16 protein-coding genes are annotated in these 17,531 nt (G+C 62.8%); 11 read left to right on the top strand and 5 right to left on the bottom strand.

The features are described 5' to 3' along the window. The first annotated feature begins 27 nt into the window (after positions 1–27). Entirely contained in the window at positions 28–1,671 is a 1,644-nt protein-coding gene (locus AC5ZG1_RS10325) for a benzoate-CoA ligase family protein (RefSeq protein ID WP_496132770.1), read from the top strand. Between the two features lie 11 nt (positions 1,672–1,682). Here the strand turns inward: AC5ZG1_RS10325 and AC5ZG1_RS10320 are convergent, their stop codons facing one another. Next, positions 1,683–2,585 (bottom strand): LysR family transcriptional regulator, encoded by a 903-nt coding sequence (locus AC5ZG1_RS10320; protein WP_130229945.1) that lies wholly within the window; start codon positions 2,583–2,585, stop codon positions 1,683–1,685. A gap of 158 nt (positions 2,586–2,743) precedes the next feature. Here AC5ZG1_RS10320 and AC5ZG1_RS10315 point away from each other — a divergent pair, with 158 nt between their 5' ends. The 9 genes from AC5ZG1_RS10315 (at position 2,744) to AC5ZG1_RS10275 (ending at position 10,882) form a co-directional block, all read left to right on the top strand. Beyond that, positions 2,744–3,964 carry an amino acid ABC transporter substrate-binding protein gene (locus AC5ZG1_RS10315; protein WP_496132769.1) on the top strand — a complete coding sequence of 407 codons (1,221 nt, stop codon included), beginning with the start codon at positions 2,744–2,746 and terminating at the stop codon, positions 3,962–3,964. 125 nt (positions 3,965–4,089) lie between these two features. Next, a complete protein-coding gene (locus AC5ZG1_RS10310; RefSeq protein ID WP_456645343.1) occupies positions 4,090–4,956 on the top strand; it encodes a branched-chain amino acid ABC transporter permease in 867 nt (288 codons plus the stop codon). Next, positions 4,953–5,888, top strand: coding sequence for a branched-chain amino acid ABC transporter permease (locus tag AC5ZG1_RS10305; protein ID WP_028165279.1), 936 nt, complete (start codon positions 4,953–4,955; stop codon positions 5,886–5,888). The genes AC5ZG1_RS10310 and AC5ZG1_RS10305 overlap by 4 nt, the downstream gene beginning before the upstream one ends. Next, positions 5,881–6,630, top strand: coding sequence for an ABC transporter ATP-binding protein (locus tag AC5ZG1_RS10300; RefSeq protein WP_130229937.1), 750 nt, complete (start codon positions 5,881–5,883; stop codon positions 6,628–6,630). The genes AC5ZG1_RS10305 and AC5ZG1_RS10300 overlap by 8 nt, the downstream gene beginning before the upstream one ends. Beyond that, a complete protein-coding gene (locus tag AC5ZG1_RS10295) occupies positions 6,623–7,354 on the top strand; it encodes an ABC transporter ATP-binding protein (RefSeq protein WP_496132768.1) in 732 nt (243 codons plus the stop codon). The genes AC5ZG1_RS10300 and AC5ZG1_RS10295 overlap by 8 nt, the downstream gene beginning before the upstream one ends. A gap of 45 nt (positions 7,355–7,399) precedes the next feature. Continuing rightward, positions 7,400–8,158 carry a 2-amino-5-chloromuconate deaminase CnbZ gene (gene cnbZ, locus AC5ZG1_RS10290; RefSeq protein ID WP_496132767.1) on the top strand — a complete coding sequence of 253 codons (759 nt, stop codon included), beginning with the start codon at positions 7,400–7,402 and terminating at the stop codon, positions 8,156–8,158. Positions 8,159–8,349: 191 nt separating this feature from the next. Next, the gene (locus AC5ZG1_RS10285; RefSeq protein ID WP_496132766.1) at positions 8,350–9,945 is read left to right on the top strand and encodes a flavin monoamine oxidase family protein; all 1,596 of its coding nucleotides are present in this window, start codon (positions 8,350–8,352) and stop codon (positions 9,943–9,945) included. Continuing rightward, the gene (locus tag AC5ZG1_RS10280) at positions 9,942–10,367 is read left to right on the top strand and encodes a c-type cytochrome (protein ID WP_496132765.1); all 426 of its coding nucleotides are present in this window, start codon (positions 9,942–9,944) and stop codon (positions 10,365–10,367) included. Before AC5ZG1_RS10285 ends, AC5ZG1_RS10280 begins: the two co-directional genes overlap by 4 nt. Before the next feature lie 23 nt (positions 10,368–10,390). Beyond that, entirely contained in the window at positions 10,391–10,882 is a 492-nt protein-coding gene (locus AC5ZG1_RS10275; RefSeq protein ID WP_496132764.1) for a RidA family protein, read from the top strand. 16 nt (positions 10,883–10,898) lie between these two features. Here the strand turns inward: AC5ZG1_RS10275 and AC5ZG1_RS10270 are convergent, their stop codons facing one another. From AC5ZG1_RS10270 to AC5ZG1_RS10255, 4 genes are all read right to left on the bottom strand, one after another. Continuing rightward, positions 10,899–12,068, bottom strand: a complete 1,170-nt coding sequence (locus AC5ZG1_RS10270) for a PepSY-associated TM helix domain-containing protein (protein ID WP_496132847.1) — start codon at positions 12,066–12,068, stop codon at positions 10,899–10,901. A 280-nt stretch (positions 12,069–12,348) separates the two neighbouring features. Further along, the gene (locus tag AC5ZG1_RS10265; protein WP_496132763.1) at positions 12,349–13,200 is read right to left on the bottom strand and encodes an extracellular solute-binding protein; all 852 of its coding nucleotides are present in this window, start codon (positions 13,198–13,200) and stop codon (positions 12,349–12,351) included. Beyond that, positions 13,157–13,351, bottom strand: coding sequence for a hypothetical protein (locus AC5ZG1_RS10260; RefSeq protein WP_496132762.1), 195 nt, complete (start codon positions 13,349–13,351; stop codon positions 13,157–13,159). Before AC5ZG1_RS10260 ends, AC5ZG1_RS10265 begins: the two co-directional genes overlap by 44 nt. A gap of 29 nt (positions 13,352–13,380) precedes the next feature. Further along, positions 13,381–15,690, bottom strand: a complete 2,310-nt coding sequence (locus AC5ZG1_RS10255) for a TonB-dependent siderophore receptor (protein ID WP_496132846.1) — start codon at positions 15,688–15,690, stop codon at positions 13,381–13,383. A 335-nt stretch (positions 15,691–16,025) separates the two neighbouring features. Between AC5ZG1_RS10255 and AC5ZG1_RS10250 the strand changes: the two genes are divergently transcribed. Continuing rightward, entirely contained in the window at positions 16,026–17,453 is a 1,428-nt protein-coding gene (locus AC5ZG1_RS10250; protein ID WP_496132761.1) for a M20/M25/M40 family metallo-hydrolase, read from the top strand. The last annotated feature ends 78 nt before the right edge of the window (positions 17,454–17,531 follow it).

Below are 17,531 nucleotides of genomic sequence, written 5' to 3'. Positions count from 1 at the left end.
CTTGCTGGAAAGCGAGGGGCGATGGATATGGCAGTTCTTGCACCGAAGCTGGGCCCTTCCGCCCATGTCGACACGTTCACGCGCGACAATCTTCCGCCATTCCATCAATGGCCGGACCTGCTGCTCGACCGGCCTGAATTTCAATATCCAGAATATCTCAATGCCGCAGTCGAACTGACCGACCGCATGGTCGAGAAAGGCTTTGGCGACCACACTGCGCTGATCGGCAACGGCCGCCAGCGCACCTACAAGGAATTGACCGACTGGTCCAACCGCCTTGCGCATGCGCTGGTCGAGAACTACGGGGTCAAGCCCGGCAACCGCGTGCTGATCCGCTCCGGTAACAATCCGGCCTTCGTCGCTGCCTGGCTCGCCGCGACCAAGGCCGGCGCCGTGGTCGTCAACACCATGCCGATGCTGCGCGCCGGTGAACTGGCGAAGATCGTCGATAAGGCGGAAATCTCGCTGGCGCTAACTGATAGCCGTATCGCCGACGAACTTGTCGCCTGTGCCAAGACCAGCAAATTCCTCAAGCAGGTCGTCAATTTCGACGGCACGCAGAATCACGACGCCGAGCTCGACCGCGTCGCATTGAGCAAGCCGGTGCGGTTCGACGCGGTCAAGACCGGCCGCGATGACGTGGCGCTATTAGGATTCACATCGGGCACGACCGGCGAGCCGAAGGCGACGATGCATTTCCACCGCGATCTCCTGATCGTCGCGGACGGCTATGCGAAGGAAGTGCTAGATGTCACCGAGAACGACGTCTTTGTCGGCTCGCCGCCGCTGGCCTTCACGTTTGGCCTCGGCGGGCTTGCGATCTTTCCTTTGCGGTTCGGCGCCACCGCGACGCTGCTGGAAAACGCCGCGCCGAACCAGATGGTCGAGATCATCGAGACCTACAAGGCCACGATCTGCTTCACCGCGCCGACCGCCTACCGTGCGATGATGGCCGCGATGGACAACGGCGCCGATCTGTCATCGCTGCGCATCGCTGTTTCCGCCGGCGAGACGTTGCCGGCGCCGGTGTTCGAAAGCTGGACCAGGAAGACCGGTAAGCCGATTCTCGACGGCATCGGCAGCACGGAGATCCTGCACATCTTCATCACCAACCGGATCGGCGATGCCGTGGCGGGCACGACCGGACATCCGGTTTCCGGCTATGAGGCAAAAATCGTCGACGACGACATGAACGAGTTGCCGCCCGGCAAGGTCGGTAAACTCGCGGTGCGCGGCCCGACCGGGTGTCGCTATCTCGCGGATGCGCGCCAAACCAAATATGTGCGCGATGGCTGGAACCTGACCGGCGACGCGTTCGTGCGCGACGAGAATGGCAGGCTCTCCTTCGTCGCCCGCGCCGACGACATGATCATTTCTTCCGGCTACAACATCGCAGGTCCCGAGGTCGAGGCCGCGCTGCTGACACATCCAGATGTCGCGGAATGTGCGGTGGTCGGGCAGGTCGATGAAGAGCGCGGGCAGATCGTCTCGGCCTATGTCGTGCTGAAGCAGGGCTGCCGCTGCGACGAGTTGCAGGTCAAGCTCTTGCAGGATCACGTCAAGGCCAGGATCGCGCCGTACAAATATCCCCGCGCCATCAGCTTCGTCGATGCGCTGCCGAAAACGCAGACCGGCAAGATCCAGCGCTTCAAGTTGCGAGAAGCGAGCTGAGCTCGGACAATTCAGTCCTGCTCTTCCCGCATCCGGCCGATCAGGAGGTCGGCCACCAGCCGGCAGGACGGCGACAGGTTTCGGCTCGCCAGCCGGACCATGGTGACCTGCGTCGCCTCCAGCCGCTTGTCGCGTAGCGGCACGGCAACGAGCAGGCCCGCCTCCAGCGCCTGCACCGCGGCCACACGCGGCAAGAAGGTGGCGAGATCGGTGCGCGCGGCAAGCCTTTGTGCGAAGGCGAGCGAGTTGGTCTCGGTGCACACCTCGAGCCTGACCTTGGCCTGCGCGCAGGCGCGATCGACCTCCTGACGAATGCCGAAGGACGGATCGGGAACCACAACGCGTAGCCCTGCGAGTTCCTTCACCGTGCAGCTCGCCTTGTTCGCCAACGGATGGCGTGGCGAGACGATCAGGCACAGCGACTGCCGCATTCGCCCGAGCTCGATCAGGTCGCTGCGCGGCGCGCGGCCGAACACGAAGCCGAGGTCAGCATCGTTATGGCCAACCTTCTCGGCCACGTCGCGCGAGCCCACCATTGTCATCGAGATCGAGATGCCCGGATAGTCGCCGGCAAGGTCAACGGCGAAATTCGACAGGAAGCTCATCAGCATGCCCTCGACGGTGGCGATCCTGACCTGTCCACGCCGCGAGCTGTCGAATTCCTGCACCTTGACGCGAATGCCGTCGAGCTGATTGCGGTTCTCGACCGCGTAGCGGTACAGCAAATGGCCGGCGCCGGTGAGCTGCATCCCGCGCGGGCCGCGCTCGAACAGCTTTGCCGATAGCTCCTCCTCGATCGCCTGCATCTGCCGGCTGATCGCGCTCGGCGCGATCCGCAGCGTAGCAGCCGCTTGCTTGATCGAGCCGCATTGAGTGACCTCTCGGAAATATCGGATGGCGGCTGACTCGATCATGCGGCGTTCGTCCTCCTGTCGGTCTGCCCAACAAGATGGCAGGCGCTGACCAGGGATCGAATTATTCGACCTCAGACCTCTAATTTCAATGCTTTTATTCGAATGCGGGATTTGCCATGATTTTTCCATTCGGTCTGGCCGCCATGGAGAAATATTCTATGAATAAGTCTTGGGTCACTCGTTGCGCGCGTCTTGCAACCCCAATATGGGCGGCAGCGGTTCTCTCCGGCGCGCTGGCTTCTAACGCGTCGGCCGAGGACGTCATCCGTTTCGGGGCCCCGCTGCCGATCACCGGCCCGCTCGCGCCTGAGGCGATCAAGCAGCAGCAGGGCTACGACCTCTGGGCCGACGAGGCGAACAAGGCCGGCGGCATTTCCGTCGGCGGCAAGAAATACAAGGTCGAGATCGTCTACGCCGACTATCAGTCGAACACGCCGCGCGCGGTACAGGCGACCGAGCAGATGATCAGCCAGGACAACGTCAACTTCATGTTCGGCGCCTTCGGTTCCGGCGCGGCCAAGGCGGCGAGCACCGTGTCCGAGAAGTACAAGGTGCCGACGCTGGCGGCGACCGCGTCCTCCGTCCAGGTCTACGACCAGGGCTACAAATATCTGTTTGGCACCTTCACGCCGAACGACACGCTGACGACGCCGCTGACACAGATCATCAAGGCCAAGGTGCCCGAGGTGAAGAAGGTCGCCATCCTCGCGCGCAACGACCTGTTCCCGCTCGCGATCGCGCAGGAGATGGAGAAGTCGGCGAAGGCGAACGGCTTCGACCTCGTCTATTTCGAGAAATATGCGATCGGCACGCTCGATCACTCGGCGGCGCTGTCGCAGATCAAGTCGCTGGCGCCGCAATGGATCTTCGTCACCGGCTACATCAACGACCTGCTCCTGGTGCGCAAACAGATGGTCGACCAGGAGATGAAGGCGCCGGTCGTCACCATGATCGCCGGTCCCGCCTACCAGGAATTCATCGAGTCCGGTGGCAAGACCGCCGAGAACATCACCAGCGCCTCCTGGTGGCATCCGGCCGCGCGATATGAGGGCAAGGACATCTTCGGCGCGACCGAGAATTTCGTGAAGCTGTTCAAGGCCAAGTACAAGAGCGAGCCGGACTATGGCCAGGCGTCGGCGGCGTTGTGCGGCGCGCTGTTCCAGATGGCGATCGAAAAGGCCGGCTCGCTCGATCGCGACAAGGTACGCGATGAACTCGCCAAGCTCGACGTGGTGACCTTCTTCGGCCCCGTCAGGTTTGGTGCCAATGGCCAGATCAACTCGCTCGATCCGCCGGTCTTCCAGATCCAGAGCGCCAAGCCCGTGGTGCTGTTCCCGGAAGCCATCAAGCAGGGCGATCTCAAGGTCGGTGTCAATTGATGACCAACCGTCAGTGCGAGCGAAGCGAAGCAATCCATGTCTCCACAAGTAGAAAGAATGGATTGCTTCGTCGCTTCGCTCCTCGCAATGACGACACTCTTGAGCTGATCGGTTAGGGCACCCTCATGCACGCAGCCCAGATCCTGGTGAACGCCGTCGTTCTCGGCTGCCTTTATGCCTGCATCGCGATCGGCTTCTCGCTGGTCTGGGGCGTGCTCAACGTCATCAACCTGATCCACGGCTCCTTCATCGTGCTCGGCGCTTATCTCGCCTACGGGCTCTACAACGCGCTGCACATCTCGCCCTGGTACTCGGTCGCGGTCGCTGCGCCGCTGTTCTTCGTGCTCGGCTACCTCCTGCAGCGGCTGTTGCTCAACCGCGTGATCACCGCCCCCGTGCTGGTGACGCTGACGATGACGTTCGGGCTCGACCTGATCCTGAACAACGCGATGATCTATTTCTTCAAGGCTGATTACCGCAAGCTGACGCTGACGCCGTCGCTCGGCTCGGTCTCGATCTTCGATGTGGTGGTTCCGGTCGATCGTCTGATCGCGACCGTCTCCGCGCTGGCGCTGACCGGATTGCTCTATCTCCTGCTGCGACGCTCGCGCGTCGGGCGCGCCATCGTCGCGGTGCGGCTGGACCGCGACGCGGCGGTGCTGATGGGCGTTGACGTCAAGTCGATCTACGCCATCGCGTTTGGCCTCGGTGCTGCGCTTGCCGGCTGCGCCGGCGTGCTGATGGCGCTGATCTTTCCGATCTCGCCCTTGACCTCGTCGGGCTATCTCGGAAAGGCCTTCGTGGTCTGCGTGCTCGGCGGCCTCGGCAGCGTCTCGGGCGCGCTCGCGGGCGGGCTGCTGCTGGCGCTGGTCGAAGGGATCGGCTCGACGTTCTTCGGTCCGGCCCATGCGACCACGCTGTCCTTCATCCTGCTCATCGTCTTCCTGATCCTGCGCCCGCAGGGGCTCCTTGGCCGGAAGGGTTTTGAATGACGAAGTCGAATATCGCTCTGCTTGTCCTGCTCGCGGTCGTCGCATCGCTGCCGCTGTTTGGCGGCGCCTATGCGCTGCGGCTCGGCACTATCGCCTGCATGTATGCGATCCTCGCGCTGTCCTGGAACGTGGTCGGCGGCTTTGCCGGCTATCCCTCGTTTGCGACCGCCGCCTTCTTCGGCTTCGGCGCCTACACCACGGGCGTGCTGCTGGGCAAGGGATTGCCGCTCTGGCTTGGCGTCGTCATCTCCGCGGTCGCCGCCTTGTTGATCACGGCGGCACTTGGCGCGGCTCTGCTGCGCCTGCGCGGACATTACTTTGCGATCGCAAGCCTCTCGCTGGTCGAGGTGCTGCGCGAGCTCGTCAACAATGCCACCGATCTCACCGGCGGCGGCATGGGCCTCAACATCCCCCTGGTGTCCGGCTCCGGCGTGCTCGCGGAGGCGATGTTCTTCTTTTACGCTATGTGGATCCTGCTGCTGCTCACCGCGCTGATGGTGATGGCCGTCGCTGGCTCGAAGCTCGGCTTCGGGCTCGCCTGCATCCGCCAGAACGAGACCGCCTCCAGCATGGTCGGCCTCAACACCACGCTTTACAAGAGCATCGCCTTCGGCCTGTCGGCTTGTTTTGTCAGCGCGGCCGGCGGCGTCTATGCCGCCTGGGTGCACTATATCGACCCGTCCGATGTCTTCGACATTCTCTATTCGGTGAAACCGATCGTGATGGCGCTGATGGGCGGCCTCGGCTCGCCGCTCGGCGTTGCCTGCGGCGCATTCCTCTATCTCGGATTAGAGGAAGTGGTCTGGCGCAACTACATCCAGATCCACACCGGCGTGCTCGGGCTGATCATCGTCCTCTTGCTGCTGTTCCTGCCGCATGGCCTGATTTCGTTGCGGCCGTCCAACCTCTGGCGACGGGTCAAGCATGTCTGAGATCCTTCGCCTCGAGAACGTATCAAGGCATTTCAGCGGCCTGCAGGCGCTGCGCGACGTCACGCTCACCGTCAACAGAGGCGAGGTGCTCGGCCTGATCGGACCAAACGGCGCCGGCAAGACCACGCTGGTCAACACCATCTGCGGCGTCACGCCGGCCAATTCGGGGAAGATCGCTTTCGACGGCAACGACATTACGCGCATCAAGACCTATCAGGCGGCGCGGCTCGGCCTGTCGCGCACCTTCCAGATCGTGCAACCCTTTGCCGAGTTCACCGCGCTGGACAATGTCGCGGCGGCTGCTCTGTTCTCGCAGCCGGGTCAAAGCCTGAAGGTGGCGCGCGAGCAGGCAATGGCCCATCTGGTCTATGTCGGCCTCGAGCTGCAGGCCAATCACCCTGCCGCGACGCTGACGCTCGCCATGCGCAAGCGGCTGGAGCTTGCGAAAGCGCTCGCGATGAATCCGAAACTGCTGTTCCTCGACGAGGTCAATGCCGGTCTCAACAGCGCCGAGGTCGAGCGCGCGACCAAGCTGATCCATGAGCTTGCCGCCAGCGGCATCACCATCGTGATGATTGAGCACCTGATGAAGGTGGTGCTCAATGTCTGCACCCGCATCGCGGTGCTGCACAACGGTGCGCTGATCGCCGATGGCGCGCCGCGCGAGGTGATCGAGAATCCCGCTGTTGTCGAGGCCTATCTCGGCCAGCAATATGCCAAACGGAATGCCGCCCGTGGCTAGCTCCCTGATCCTCGAACTGAAAGGGCTGTGCGCCGGCTATGGCGAGATCCAGGTGCTGTGGGGCATCGATCTCGACGTTCGCCGCGGCGAGATCACCGCGTTGATCGGCTCCAACGGCGCCGGCAAGACCACGCTGATGCGGGCATTGTCGGGCCTGATCCCGACCACGGCGGGCAGTTATTTCTCGGAAGGCCGCGATCTCACCGGCGACACCGCCGCCGGGATCCTTGCCCACGGCATCGTGCATGTGCCGGAGGGGAGGCGGCTGTTCGGCGCGATGAGTGTCGAGGAGAACCTGCTGATGGGCGCCTATTTGCGCGACGCCGGCCGCGCCGAGATCAATCGCGACCTCGATCAGGTCTATGCCACGTTCCCGAAGCTGCGCGAGCGGCGGCGGCAGGCGGCGGCGACCTTGTCCGGCGGCGAGCAGCAGATGTGCGCGATCGGCCGCGGCCTGATGAGCGCGCCGCTGCTGTTGATGATCGACGAGCTTTCGCTCGGGCTTTCGCCCTTGCTGGTCGAGCAGCTCGTGGCGGCGCTGCGCGAGCTCAACGCTGGCGGCACGTCGATCCTGCTGGTGGAGCAGGACGTCACCATCGCGCTCGATCTCTGCCACCGCGCCTTTGTCATGGACATGGGCCGTATCGTGCGAAGCGGTTCGGGAAGCGACCTGCTTGCCGATCCGATCGTTCGCGATGCCTATCTCGGCGTTCTCCACGAATGACCGAACCCGGGCTTTTCTAGCCCCTTTACGTTGCAAAGAGGTGTCATGATTACGACCATCGAGGTTCAAGACGGCGGTTATCGCTTCATGCCAGGCGTCAGCCAGTATTCCTGCGGGATCGGCGCGCTACCCGGTTTCACCATCGAGCGCGTCCGTTTTGCCGATCCGGTGCCGCTGAAGGCGGGCTTTGTGCGGATCGCCGAAATCCTCAAGAATGCCGGCCGTCCTCTCACGGCGTTCGGCGCCTGCGAATTGCGCTCGCCCGCACCGTTCACCGAAGAGGGCTTTCGCGCCTTCAACGAGATCTACATCAAGACCCTGATCGAATGGGGCGTCATGAAGGACGGCATCAATCCGGTGGCGCGCAGCAATGTCTGCCCGAAGATCGATCCGCCGTCCGAGCCCTGCTTCCACGCCTTTTCCTACACGGTGCCGGCGCCGCAGGCTGCGCCGTCCTTCGTGGTCGCCGGCAGCGGCGAGTCAGCTGAAGGCAAGGCGAACTATCGCGATCACATCATCAGCCCCGGCGACGTCAGCCCGGCGGGCATGCTTGCCAAGGCAAAATGGGTGCTGGACGAGATGGAACGCCGCATGAGCGCGTTCGGCGGCACCTGGAAGCAGACCACCGGCGTGCAGCTTTACACCGTGCAGGACGTCTATTCGATCCTGGAAAGCGAGCTCGGCCGCCGTGGCGTGTTCAGGAACGGCCTGACCTGGCATTTCAACCGCCCGCCGGTGGTCGGTCTCGACTACGAGATGGATTGCCGCTGCGTTCACATCGAAAAGGTGATCGCGGTGGGATGACGCCTTCTCGCCGCCTTTTGCGAGGAGACACGGGAGAGAGGTGAGGCGCAGCTCACCTCTCGATCTCGCATCACCGCGCCAACTCGCATCAAAAGCGCGTGTTGGCGCGCGTTCAACCGAGCCGCTTCCTTGACAGGTGAGGAGCCAATCGTTTCCTTTGCTGCTCTCGATCTGGCCCGGCTGGGACGTCAATGCAAAGCGAAGCGGCAGTCATCAGGCGGCGTGATCTTTTCTCGTTGATCGGCGCGATGGCCGGCAGCGCGGCGATGTATCACGCGATGACCAGCCTGGGCTTTGCCTCCGAGTCGACTTACAAGGGGCCGGTGAGGCTCGAAGGCGACCCGAAGGGCGCATCCGTCCTGATCCTCGGCGCGGGACTTGCCGGCATGACGGCGGCGCTGGAGTTGCGCAAGGCGGGCTACAAGGTCCAGATCCTCGAATTCAACAACAGGGCAGGCGGCCGCAACTGGACGCTGCGCGGCGGCGACACGTTCGTCGAACTCGGCGGCTACAAGCAGACCTGCGAATTCGATCACGGTCTCTACATCAACCCGGGCCCGTGGCGGATTCCCTACCACCATCGTGCATTGCTCGATTATTGCAGGCGGCTCGGGGTTGCGCTCGAACCCTTCATTCAGTTGAACCACAATGCTTATCTCCACGCCTCGCGAGCGTTCGGCGGCGAGCCGCAAAAAATCCGCGCGATCAAGGCGGATTTCCAGGGCCAGGTTTCCGAACTGCTCGCGAAAGTGACCCAGCAGGGCAAGCTCGACGAAGCGGTGTCCAAGGAAGATCAGGAGATCCTGCTGCAGGCGCTGCGCTCCTGGGGCGCACTCGATTCCGACTACAGGTACAATGCCAATCTCCTCTCGGCCGAGTTCCGCGGCTATGCGCGCGAGCCCGGCGGGGGCTTGAGCTCCGCGCCGCTGCCGAGCGATCCCGTCACCTTGTCGGATCTCTTGCGATCACGCGTCTGGCGCTACTTGCAGAGTTTTGCGCGCTACAATTTCCAGACCACGATGTTCCAGCCGGTCGGCGGCATGGACATGATCGGCAAGGCCTTTGCAAAAGAGGTCGGCGACCTCATCCGCTATAACGCCAAGGTGACGCAGATCCAGCAGAACGACCGCGGCGTCACGGTGAGCTATGTCGACACGACAAATCCGTCGACGGTGCTGCACGCAAAAGCGGATTGGTGCATCTGCACGATCCCGTTGTCGATCCTGAGCCAGATCCCGATCGACGTCGGCAGCCGCATGGAGGCCGCGATCGACGCCGTTTCCTATGCCGGCGCGGTCAAGATCGGCCTGCAGTTCAAGCGCCGCTTCTGGGAGGAAGACGAGGCGATCTATGGCGGCATCACCTATACCGACCTGCCGATCCGGCAGATCGCCTATCCCAATGAAGGCTTCAATCGCGCCGGACGCGGCGTGCTGCTCGGCGCCTATCTGTTCGAGGGTGCGAATGCCTATGAGTTCACCGCGATGACGCCGGCAGAACGGATCGCAAGCGCCGTCGAGTTCGGTTCCATGATCCATCCGCAATACAAACAGGAGTTCGAGAACGGCGTTGCGGTCGCCTGGCACCGCGTGCCCTTCACTCTCGGCTGCAGCGGCGAATGGACCGACGAGGGCAGGGTGAAGCACTACAAGAACCTGTGCCAGATCGACGGTCGGATCGTGCTGGCCGGCGAGCATGCATCCGATCTGCCGGCCTGGCAGGAGGGGGCGATCCTGTCTTCGCTCGACGCCATTGCACGATTGCACGAGCGGGTGGTGAAAACATGAGGTCGACGAAAGCCCATTTCGTTGCGCCAGGGGCAGGCGCCGTACTGCTCGCGTTCCTCCCTGCGGCCGCGGACTTCGCGCAGGACAACCCCGCCACGCGCCCGACCTTCAGCTCGGGCTACCGCTTCGTCGAAATGACCGGCGAGGAATTGTTCGCCAATGTCTGCCAAGGCTGCCACATGCCCGATGCCTCGGGTGCCGCCGGCGCGGGGGCCTATCCCTCGCTGATCGCCAACCGGAATCTTGCGACCTCCAGCTATGCCGTCCATCTCGTCGTCAACGGCCGGCGCGGCATGCCGGCCTTCGGCGACATGATGACCGATGGTCAAGTCGCCGCGGTTGTGAATTATCTCAGGACGCATTTCGGCAACAGCTACACGGACGCGGTGACGGCCAGGGAAGTCGCGGAAGCGCGCCGGTGAAGCACTGTTAAACGGGGGATCAGATGAAATTTCGCACGATGCTGCCGATTGTCCTGCTCGCGGCGATGGCTTCCGCGCCCGCGCAGGCCGAGATCGTCCGGCATCCAATTCCGAATTCGACATTTCCGATTGCGCAATCTGTGCAGGTCACCGGCAACGCCACGATCTATTATGTCAGCGGCCAGGTGCCGCCGGTGATCAACAAGGACGCCGATCCTTCGAGCCGGGACGCCTATGGCGACACCAAGACCCAGAGCGTCGGCGTGCTCAATCGGATCAAGGGCATCCTTGACGGGCTCGGCCTCGGCATGGGCGATGTCATCAAGATGCAGGTGTTCCTGGTGCACAGCCCGAACGCGCCGATGGATTTCAAGGCCTTCATGGAAGGCTACACGCAGTTCTTCGGCGGCAGCCAGCCGAACCTGCCGGCGCGCTCAGTGGTCGGCGTCGCCTCGCTTGCCAATCCTGGCTTCCTGGTCGAGATCGAGGTGGTCGCGGCGAAGGACACTAAGTAATTCACGGCTGGGCGATTCACTCGCCCGGAACAAGGCTCCCGAGCGGCGGCCGCGAGAGACGCCGGTGCCTTCGCCGCGAAAGATACAGCAAAAGGCCGGTGACCACGAACAGCGGCATCAGCGCGGCGGCGAGCATGAATAGCAGCTTGCCCGGCCAGCCAAAGATGCTGCCGCGATGAATATCCAAGACGCTCGAAAGCATCCGCTCGCCGACGGGCTTGTCCGCGTAAATCTCCGATGACACTAGCCGGCCAGTGATGGCGTCGATGCGGAATTCGTCGCGCGCGCCCGGATGCGACGCATCGCGCGCCCAGGACCGGACCCGCACGACAGTGCCTGCATCAGGCGGCGCGAGTAGGGCCGTCGCGTAGCGGCCGCCCTGTTCGTGCAGGAATGTCGACCATACGCGATCGAGCGCAACCGGTTTGGTCTCTGCTGCGCTGACGTCTCGCGCCGGCTTGGGCTTCATCGGCGCGGCGGCAGTCGAAGGACGCGACAGCAGCCAGGTGGCGCCGCTCTTGTACCAGTCGAACGAATACCACAGGCCGGTGAGCACCATCACGAGGTAGATCGGCAGCACCCAGGTTCCAGCGACGGCATGGAGCGACCTGTGGAAGCCGCGACCGCGCAACGCCAGATTCGGCTTCAGCCACATCTTCACGCTGCGGGCGCGATGGGGCCATCGCAGCACGATTCCGGAGATCAGCATCGCGATCAGTCCGATGGCAGCCACGCCCGTGATCGGCCGGCCATAGCCCTTGGCATCGCCGGGCAACAGCAGCCAGCGATGCAGCTTGCGGACGGTGACGAAAAACTCCTCTCCGCGCGGCGAGCCGAGCACACGCCCATCATAGGGATCGACATAGATCGAGGAAGGCCGCGAGCCATCCGCGCTGCGGGCAAACCGGATCCGCACCGCCGCGGACGGGTCACTGGCCATCGTCACGGACGCAACTTTGCCAGAGTCGGGATTGGCCTGCAGTCGCGCGATCAACTGGTCCGGCGTCAGCGTCGGAACCGCGCGAGCCTCGACCCGCGTGATCGCCGTATTCAGGCTGGCCTGGACTTCATCCTCGAAACTCATGATCGCGCCTGACATCCCGACCATGGCCAGCACCAGCGACAGCGCAAGGCCAATGACGGAGTGGACCTGCAACAGGGCGGTCTTGATCGAGTACTTGCTCATAAATTGGAAGGAACTGGTGGCGGGATCAGCGTCGAAATCGGCGAAGGCCTGGTGATCACCGCCCACTCAACAGCATTATCGGAACGATACCGAAAAGATATTCATCCCGCCACCCAAGCAAGGCTCACACAGTTTGTAATAGTTCTATGTTGTGTGCCGACGCGCGATTGAGCACGCACGACAATGTTTGCCGCGAAGAATAATGTCCTGTTCGCGCGCTGTATGACAATTTTGTTTTCACCTTCCGATCCGGCGGTCGCGGCGTTTTCGGCCAGGGCGCTCACTCGTCGAAGTCGACTTTCTTGACCAGAGCAACCGCAGCCTGCTGATGCGCAGCAATGCGATCGATCGGCACCGCATCGGGGCTGAACGATCCGATTTCCTCGAGGATCGGATCGCGGTCCGCCGAGGCGAGCACGGGATATTCCAGTTCGGCCGCCGCATAGATTCGCTGTGCCGCCGGCGTCACAAGGAACTCGATGAATTTCAGCGCGGCGGCCATGTGGGGCGCATGCTTCGCAATGGCTGCGCCCGTCAGATTGACATGGCTGTCGCCGCCCTTGAACGTCGTCGGGACGGCCTTGACGGTTCGGGCCCATCCGCGCAAGTCGTCGCCTTCCCGTCCGTCCCGCAATTGCGCCAGTGCCACGGTATTGGCGATGCCGATCTCGCACGTTCCTTGTGCGATCTCTCGGATCACGTCATTGTCCTTGCCAGCCGGCTTGTGGACCAAATTATTCTTCAGGCCCTTGAGCCAGGCCTCTGTCGGTCCTTCTCCGTGATGAACGAGGAAGGCCGCGATCAGTGCGATGTTGTTCTGATGCAGCGGCGAGCGCATGCACAGTTTGCCGCGCCATTTCGGATCGGCGAGGTCTTCATAGGCGATTGCGGCCAGCGGGCTGTCCCCGCGCACCATTACGACGCGGGGCCGGATGGAGAGGCCGATCCATTGCGAGGACCCGCCACGCAGGTTCGGCGGCGCGGCTCGCTCGAGCAGCGGCGATGCAAAAGTCTGCGTCAACCCCTGGTTTGAGAGCTGGGTGGTCTTGTCCAGTCCGATCGTGATCAGTACGTCCGCCGGCGACGCATCACCTTCCAACGTCAGGCGCTTGACCCAGGCTGTCTTCAACAAAGACAGGATTGACCTTGATGCCGCTGGTTTCCGTGAAAGCTGATATCACCGGCTCGATCAGATTTATCTCTCTGGTCGAGTAAAGCGTGATCTCATCGGCGCGGCCTGCCGCCATGCCAGCAACGAAGGCGGAGGCCAGCGCGACCAGCAATCCGGTGGCTACCCGCGGCATGCTCATGGCTAGAACTTCATCGTCGCCGAGAGCGAGACACGGCGCGCGTCGCCGAGAGCGACGGCCAGATTGCTCACGGCCGAGGGATAGTAAACGGTGTCGAACAGGTTCTTGACGTTCAGTTGGTAGATCACCGGCAGGTTGTCGTATTTGGTCTCATAGCTCGCAAACACGTCCGCGACCACATAGGACGGCAGCACGAACGTGTTCGCTGCATCGCCAGGCCGATCGCCGACATAATGCGCTCCGCCGCCCAGCCGGAGCCGGCCCGGCAACGCGGTGCCGAAATCGTAGACCAGGTAAAGCGAGGCCGTGTTCAGGGCGACGTTCTGCAGCGCCATGCCGGCCAGCGTGGGATCTTCGATCACCCGCGCGTCGGTGTAGCCATAGCTCCCGATCATGCTCCAATTGTCGGTCAGCCTTCCGGTGACGTCGATCTCGATGCCGCGTGAGCGGACCTTGCCGGCGGTACGAAATTCGACGATTCCCGTAGCGCTGTTGAGCTGCGATACCAGCACGTTCTTCTTGTCGATATCGTAGAACGCCACCGTTCCCGAGAGCCGCTTGTTGATGTCGAACTTGGCGCCGGTTTCCCACGAGACGCCCTCTTCGGGCGCGATATTGGAGCCAATCACCACGCCGCCGGTGAGCGGCGCGATGGTCGAGGTCGGTTTCAGTGACTGCGTATAGCTTGCGTAAAGGGACAGCTCGTCGGTGAGCTTGAGGATGGCGCCTCCGAGCGGGAGCACCTTGTCACCGGACAGATCGGTGTTGGCTTTGAATGGGCGTCCGCGCCCGGCCAACTGGTCGAAATCCATGTAGCGTACGCCGGCGACCACCGCGACCCGATCGGTCACATGCAGTGTATCCTGGAAGAACAGGGAGTATTGTCCAAGCTTGTCGGTCTGGTCGCTGTCGCTGGCGGAGACAGTCGTGCCTGGGAAGACCAGCCCATAGACCGGATCATAGAAGTTGAACGAGCGTGTCGACTGGCGGATCAGGTTCTTGCGGTAGATCGTGCGATACTGGCCGTCGCCGCCGAACAGCACATCGTTGCGCATGCCGCCGATCCAGAAGCCGCCCTGCAGGTAGGACGTTCCGTAGCTCACATTGCTGAGCGAACCCTGCGTGCCGTCATTGCTGCGCGTCTCGATGCCGGTCAAGGCATTGACGCCGGTGATGCGAAGCTGGTTGGCGCTGAATGCCTCGGTATTGTAGCTGTAGCCGGCGTAGAGCTTCCAGTCCTCGTTCAGCTGTTGCTCGACCGAGCCCTGCACCAAATCGGATGTGCCCCACATGTTGTTGAAGGGCTCGTCGAGCCGGCGGGTCGCTGGAATGGCCAGCGGCGCCTTGGTGATGGGATCGAATGCCGTGCCGCGATCGAACGGGTAGATGAAATCGCGATGCTCGTAGTTGAACTGCACCGTCGTCGTGTCGCCGTACCACGCCAGTGACGGCGCAAGCAGCGTTTCGCGGTGCCGCCCGAAATTGCGCCAATAGTCCTCGTTGACGCCATAGCCGATGAAGCGATAGGCGAGACCGCCCTGGCCGATCGGCCCGGTGATATCGAAGGTCGCATCGGCGCCGTTCTTGCTGTTGCCGTAGGTCGAGCCGAGCACGGTGATCGATCCGTGCTGATAGAGGTCCGGGCGCTTGCTGATCGTGTTGACGATGCCGCCGGGATCCATGATGCCGTACAGCAGCGATGCAGGTCCCTTCAGTACCTCGACGCTTTCGACCGCGGAATTGAAGCTGCGGCCCTGGACCAGCGGCATGCCGTTGCGCATGATCGAGCCGTCGCGATTGTCGCCGAATCCGCGCCTGATGACGGCATCCTGGGTGCCGGCGAGCGTATTGGTCTGGGTGATGCCGCTGACATTGACCAGGGCGTCGTCGATATTGCGCGGCAGTTGATCCTTCAGCACCTGCTCGGGCACGACGTTGACGACTTGCGAGGTGTCAAGCGGCGAAGCGCCGGTGCGCAGCGTGGTCGAACTGGGCATGGCGCGATAGCCGAGCTTGGCTTGGTACAGCGCCGCCGCTGCCGCCGCGGCGCGCTCGGACGGCGTAGGCTCCGCAGGCGTCACATTTCGATTACGTTGAGGCGCCGCCGCTGCCTGGGTCCGACGCGCGGAGGGGGCCGCCGGGCGCGCCGGCTTGCGCTTCTGCGTTGGCGACTCCACTGTCACAGCCGGCAAGGTCACGCTCGATTGTGCCCGCGCGATCGTCACGGAAGAGGAGCAACCAGCCAGCAAGGCGGCGGTGCCGATGAAAAAATGCGCGCGGCTGACGCCGGCTCGGTTTGGATGGTCTCCCACGAGACGGCAAACAGCACTGACTTTCACTTCGATTCACTTCCAGGACGAAATTAGCGCGGTGCCTTTAGCAGCCGCTGCGAACAGAAAGAACAGCGCTGGAATTGAATCGCTCTAAGAACGTACTTCGTACGAATGATTTGCAGATCCGTCAGGCGATACAGCGAATGCCTCTCGCCGCATCGAGCAGCTTCTTCAATTTGTAGCGAAGGAGCAGTGGAATGCTTGACAGTTGACTCCGAATAGGCCTCGCCGCCATCAGGCCTTGCATCTTGCAAAACCTCAGCGTCCCTGTCTGAATGTCGCACAACTGGGGCGAGTGGAATCGGAGACCCGAGATGGTTGAAAACGTCAGACCAAGGCTTTCAATCCTGCTGTCGACCGTACTTGCAGCGGCTCTGCTGGGAAGTCCTGCAGCCGCTGCGGAAGGGCTGAGCCCGGAGCGGCAGTTCGCGCGCGACATCTACCAGGAGCTGATCGAGATCGACACCGTCACCGCGACTGGCGACACCGCCAAGGCTGCGGAGGCGATGGCGGCCCGGTTGCGCGCCGCCGGCTTTCCGGATAGCGACGTGCAGGTGTTCTCGCCGGCACAGCGCAAGGGGAATCTGGTGGCACGGCTGCGCGGCAGCGGCGCGCGCAAGCCGATCCTCCTGCTCGCTCACATCGACGTGGTCCCGGCCAATCGCGAGGACTGGTCGGTCGATCCGTTCAAGCTGACCGAGCAGGACGGCTATTTCTATGCCCGCGGCAGCGGCGACGACAAATACATGGCCGCGGCCTTCGTCACCAACCTCATCAGATACAAGAAAGAGGGCTACAAGCCAGACCGCGATATCATCCTGGCGCTGGAAACGGATGAAGAAATCCTGGACGCCAACGGGCTCGGCATCCAATGGCTCTTGAAGAATCACCGCGACCTGATCGATGCCGAATTCGCGCTTAACGAAGGCGGCGGTGTCGGCCTGAAGGACGGCAAGCCGATCCGGAACACCGTGCAGACTTCCGAAAAAGTCTCGCTGAGCTACCTGCTCGAAGTCAAGAACAGGGGTGGCCACAGCTCGGTGCCGGTCAAGGACAACGCGATCTATCGCCTCGCCGAGGGACTGGTTCGCCTCTCGAAGTTCAGTTTCCCGATCAACCTGAACGAGACCACCCGGGCGTATTTCGAGCGCACGGCACAGTTCGAGGGTGAGCAGACGGCGTCCGACATCCGCGCCGTGCTGTCGGACAAGCCCGACCCCGCTGCGATGTCGTTTGTCCGGCTTGCGGCCAATCCTGCCTATAACGCCCAGCTCCGCACCACCTGCGTCGCGACGATGCTCGAGGGAGGACATGCCGTGAACGCGTTGCCGCAGCTTGCGACCGCCAAGGTGAACTGCCGCATCATGCCGGGCGAGCCGGTCGACGGTGTCAAGGCGACGCTGGAGCGCGTGCTTGCGGACGATCAAATCCAGGTCACTCAAATGGGCCAGCCCGTGTTGAGCGCGCCGTCGGCCCTGCACGAGGAGATCATGGGCGCAATCGATAAACTGTCGCACGAATTCTGGCCGACGGCGGCGGTGATCCCGACCATGAGCACCGGCGCCACCGACGGGAGCTATCTGCGCAACGCGGGAATCCCGACCTACGGCCATTCCGGCCTTGCCGCCGATATCAGCGACATCCGCGCCCACGGCAAGGATGAACGGATTCTGGTGAAATCATTCTACGAAGGTGAGGACTATCTCTATCGCCTGGTGAAGACGCTCGCCGGCGGAACGTGAACGCTGCCACCCGTCACTGCGAGGAGCGATAGCGACGAAGCAATCCATATCTCAACGAGCGGCGAAATGGATTGCTTC

Source organism: Bradyrhizobium sp. Leo78, assembly GCF_059512425.1.
The sequence above is the reverse complement of the archived record's forward strand: the minus strand, read 5'-3'. Positions and strand labels throughout refer to the sequence as shown.

Bases quoted from the DNA above. Each gene is read 5' to 3' on its own strand.
- AC5ZG1_RS10285 (WP_496132766.1), top strand. From the start codon at position 8,350: ATGCAAAGCGAAGCGGCAGTCATCAGGCGGCGTGATCTTTTCTCGTTG.
- AC5ZG1_RS10280 (WP_496132765.1), top strand. From the start codon at position 9,942: ATGAGGTCGACGAAAGCCCATTTCGTTGCGCCAGGGGCAGGCGCCGTA.
- AC5ZG1_RS10275 (WP_496132764.1), top strand. From the start codon at position 10,391: ATGAAATTTCGCACGATGCTGCCGATTGTCCTGCTCGCGGCGATGGCT.
- AC5ZG1_RS10300 (WP_130229937.1), top strand. From the start codon at position 5,881: ATGTCTGAGATCCTTCGCCTCGAGAACGTATCAAGGCATTTCAGCGGC.
- AC5ZG1_RS10270 (WP_496132847.1), bottom strand. From the start codon at position 12,068: ATGAGCAAGTACTCGATCAAGACCGCCCTGTTGCAGGTCCACTCCGTC.
- AC5ZG1_RS10320 (WP_130229945.1), bottom strand. From the start codon at position 2,585: ATGATCGAGTCAGCCGCCATCCGATATTTCCGAGAGGTCACTCAATGC.
- AC5ZG1_RS10325 (WP_496132770.1), top strand. From the start codon at position 28: ATGGCAGTTCTTGCACCGAAGCTGGGCCCTTCCGCCCATGTCGACACG.
- AC5ZG1_RS10310 (WP_456645343.1), top strand. From the start codon at position 4,090: ATGCACGCAGCCCAGATCCTGGTGAACGCCGTCGTTCTCGGCTGCCTT.
- cnbZ (WP_496132767.1), top strand. From the start codon at position 7,400: ATGATTACGACCATCGAGGTTCAAGACGGCGGTTATCGCTTCATGCCA.
- AC5ZG1_RS10305 (WP_028165279.1), top strand. From the start codon at position 4,953: ATGACGAAGTCGAATATCGCTCTGCTTGTCCTGCTCGCGGTCGTCGCA.
- AC5ZG1_RS10315 (WP_496132769.1), top strand. From the start codon at position 2,744: ATGAATAAGTCTTGGGTCACTCGTTGCGCGCGTCTTGCAACCCCAATA.
- AC5ZG1_RS10250 (WP_496132761.1), top strand. From the start codon at position 16,026: ATGGTTGAAAACGTCAGACCAAGGCTTTCAATCCTGCTGTCGACCGTA.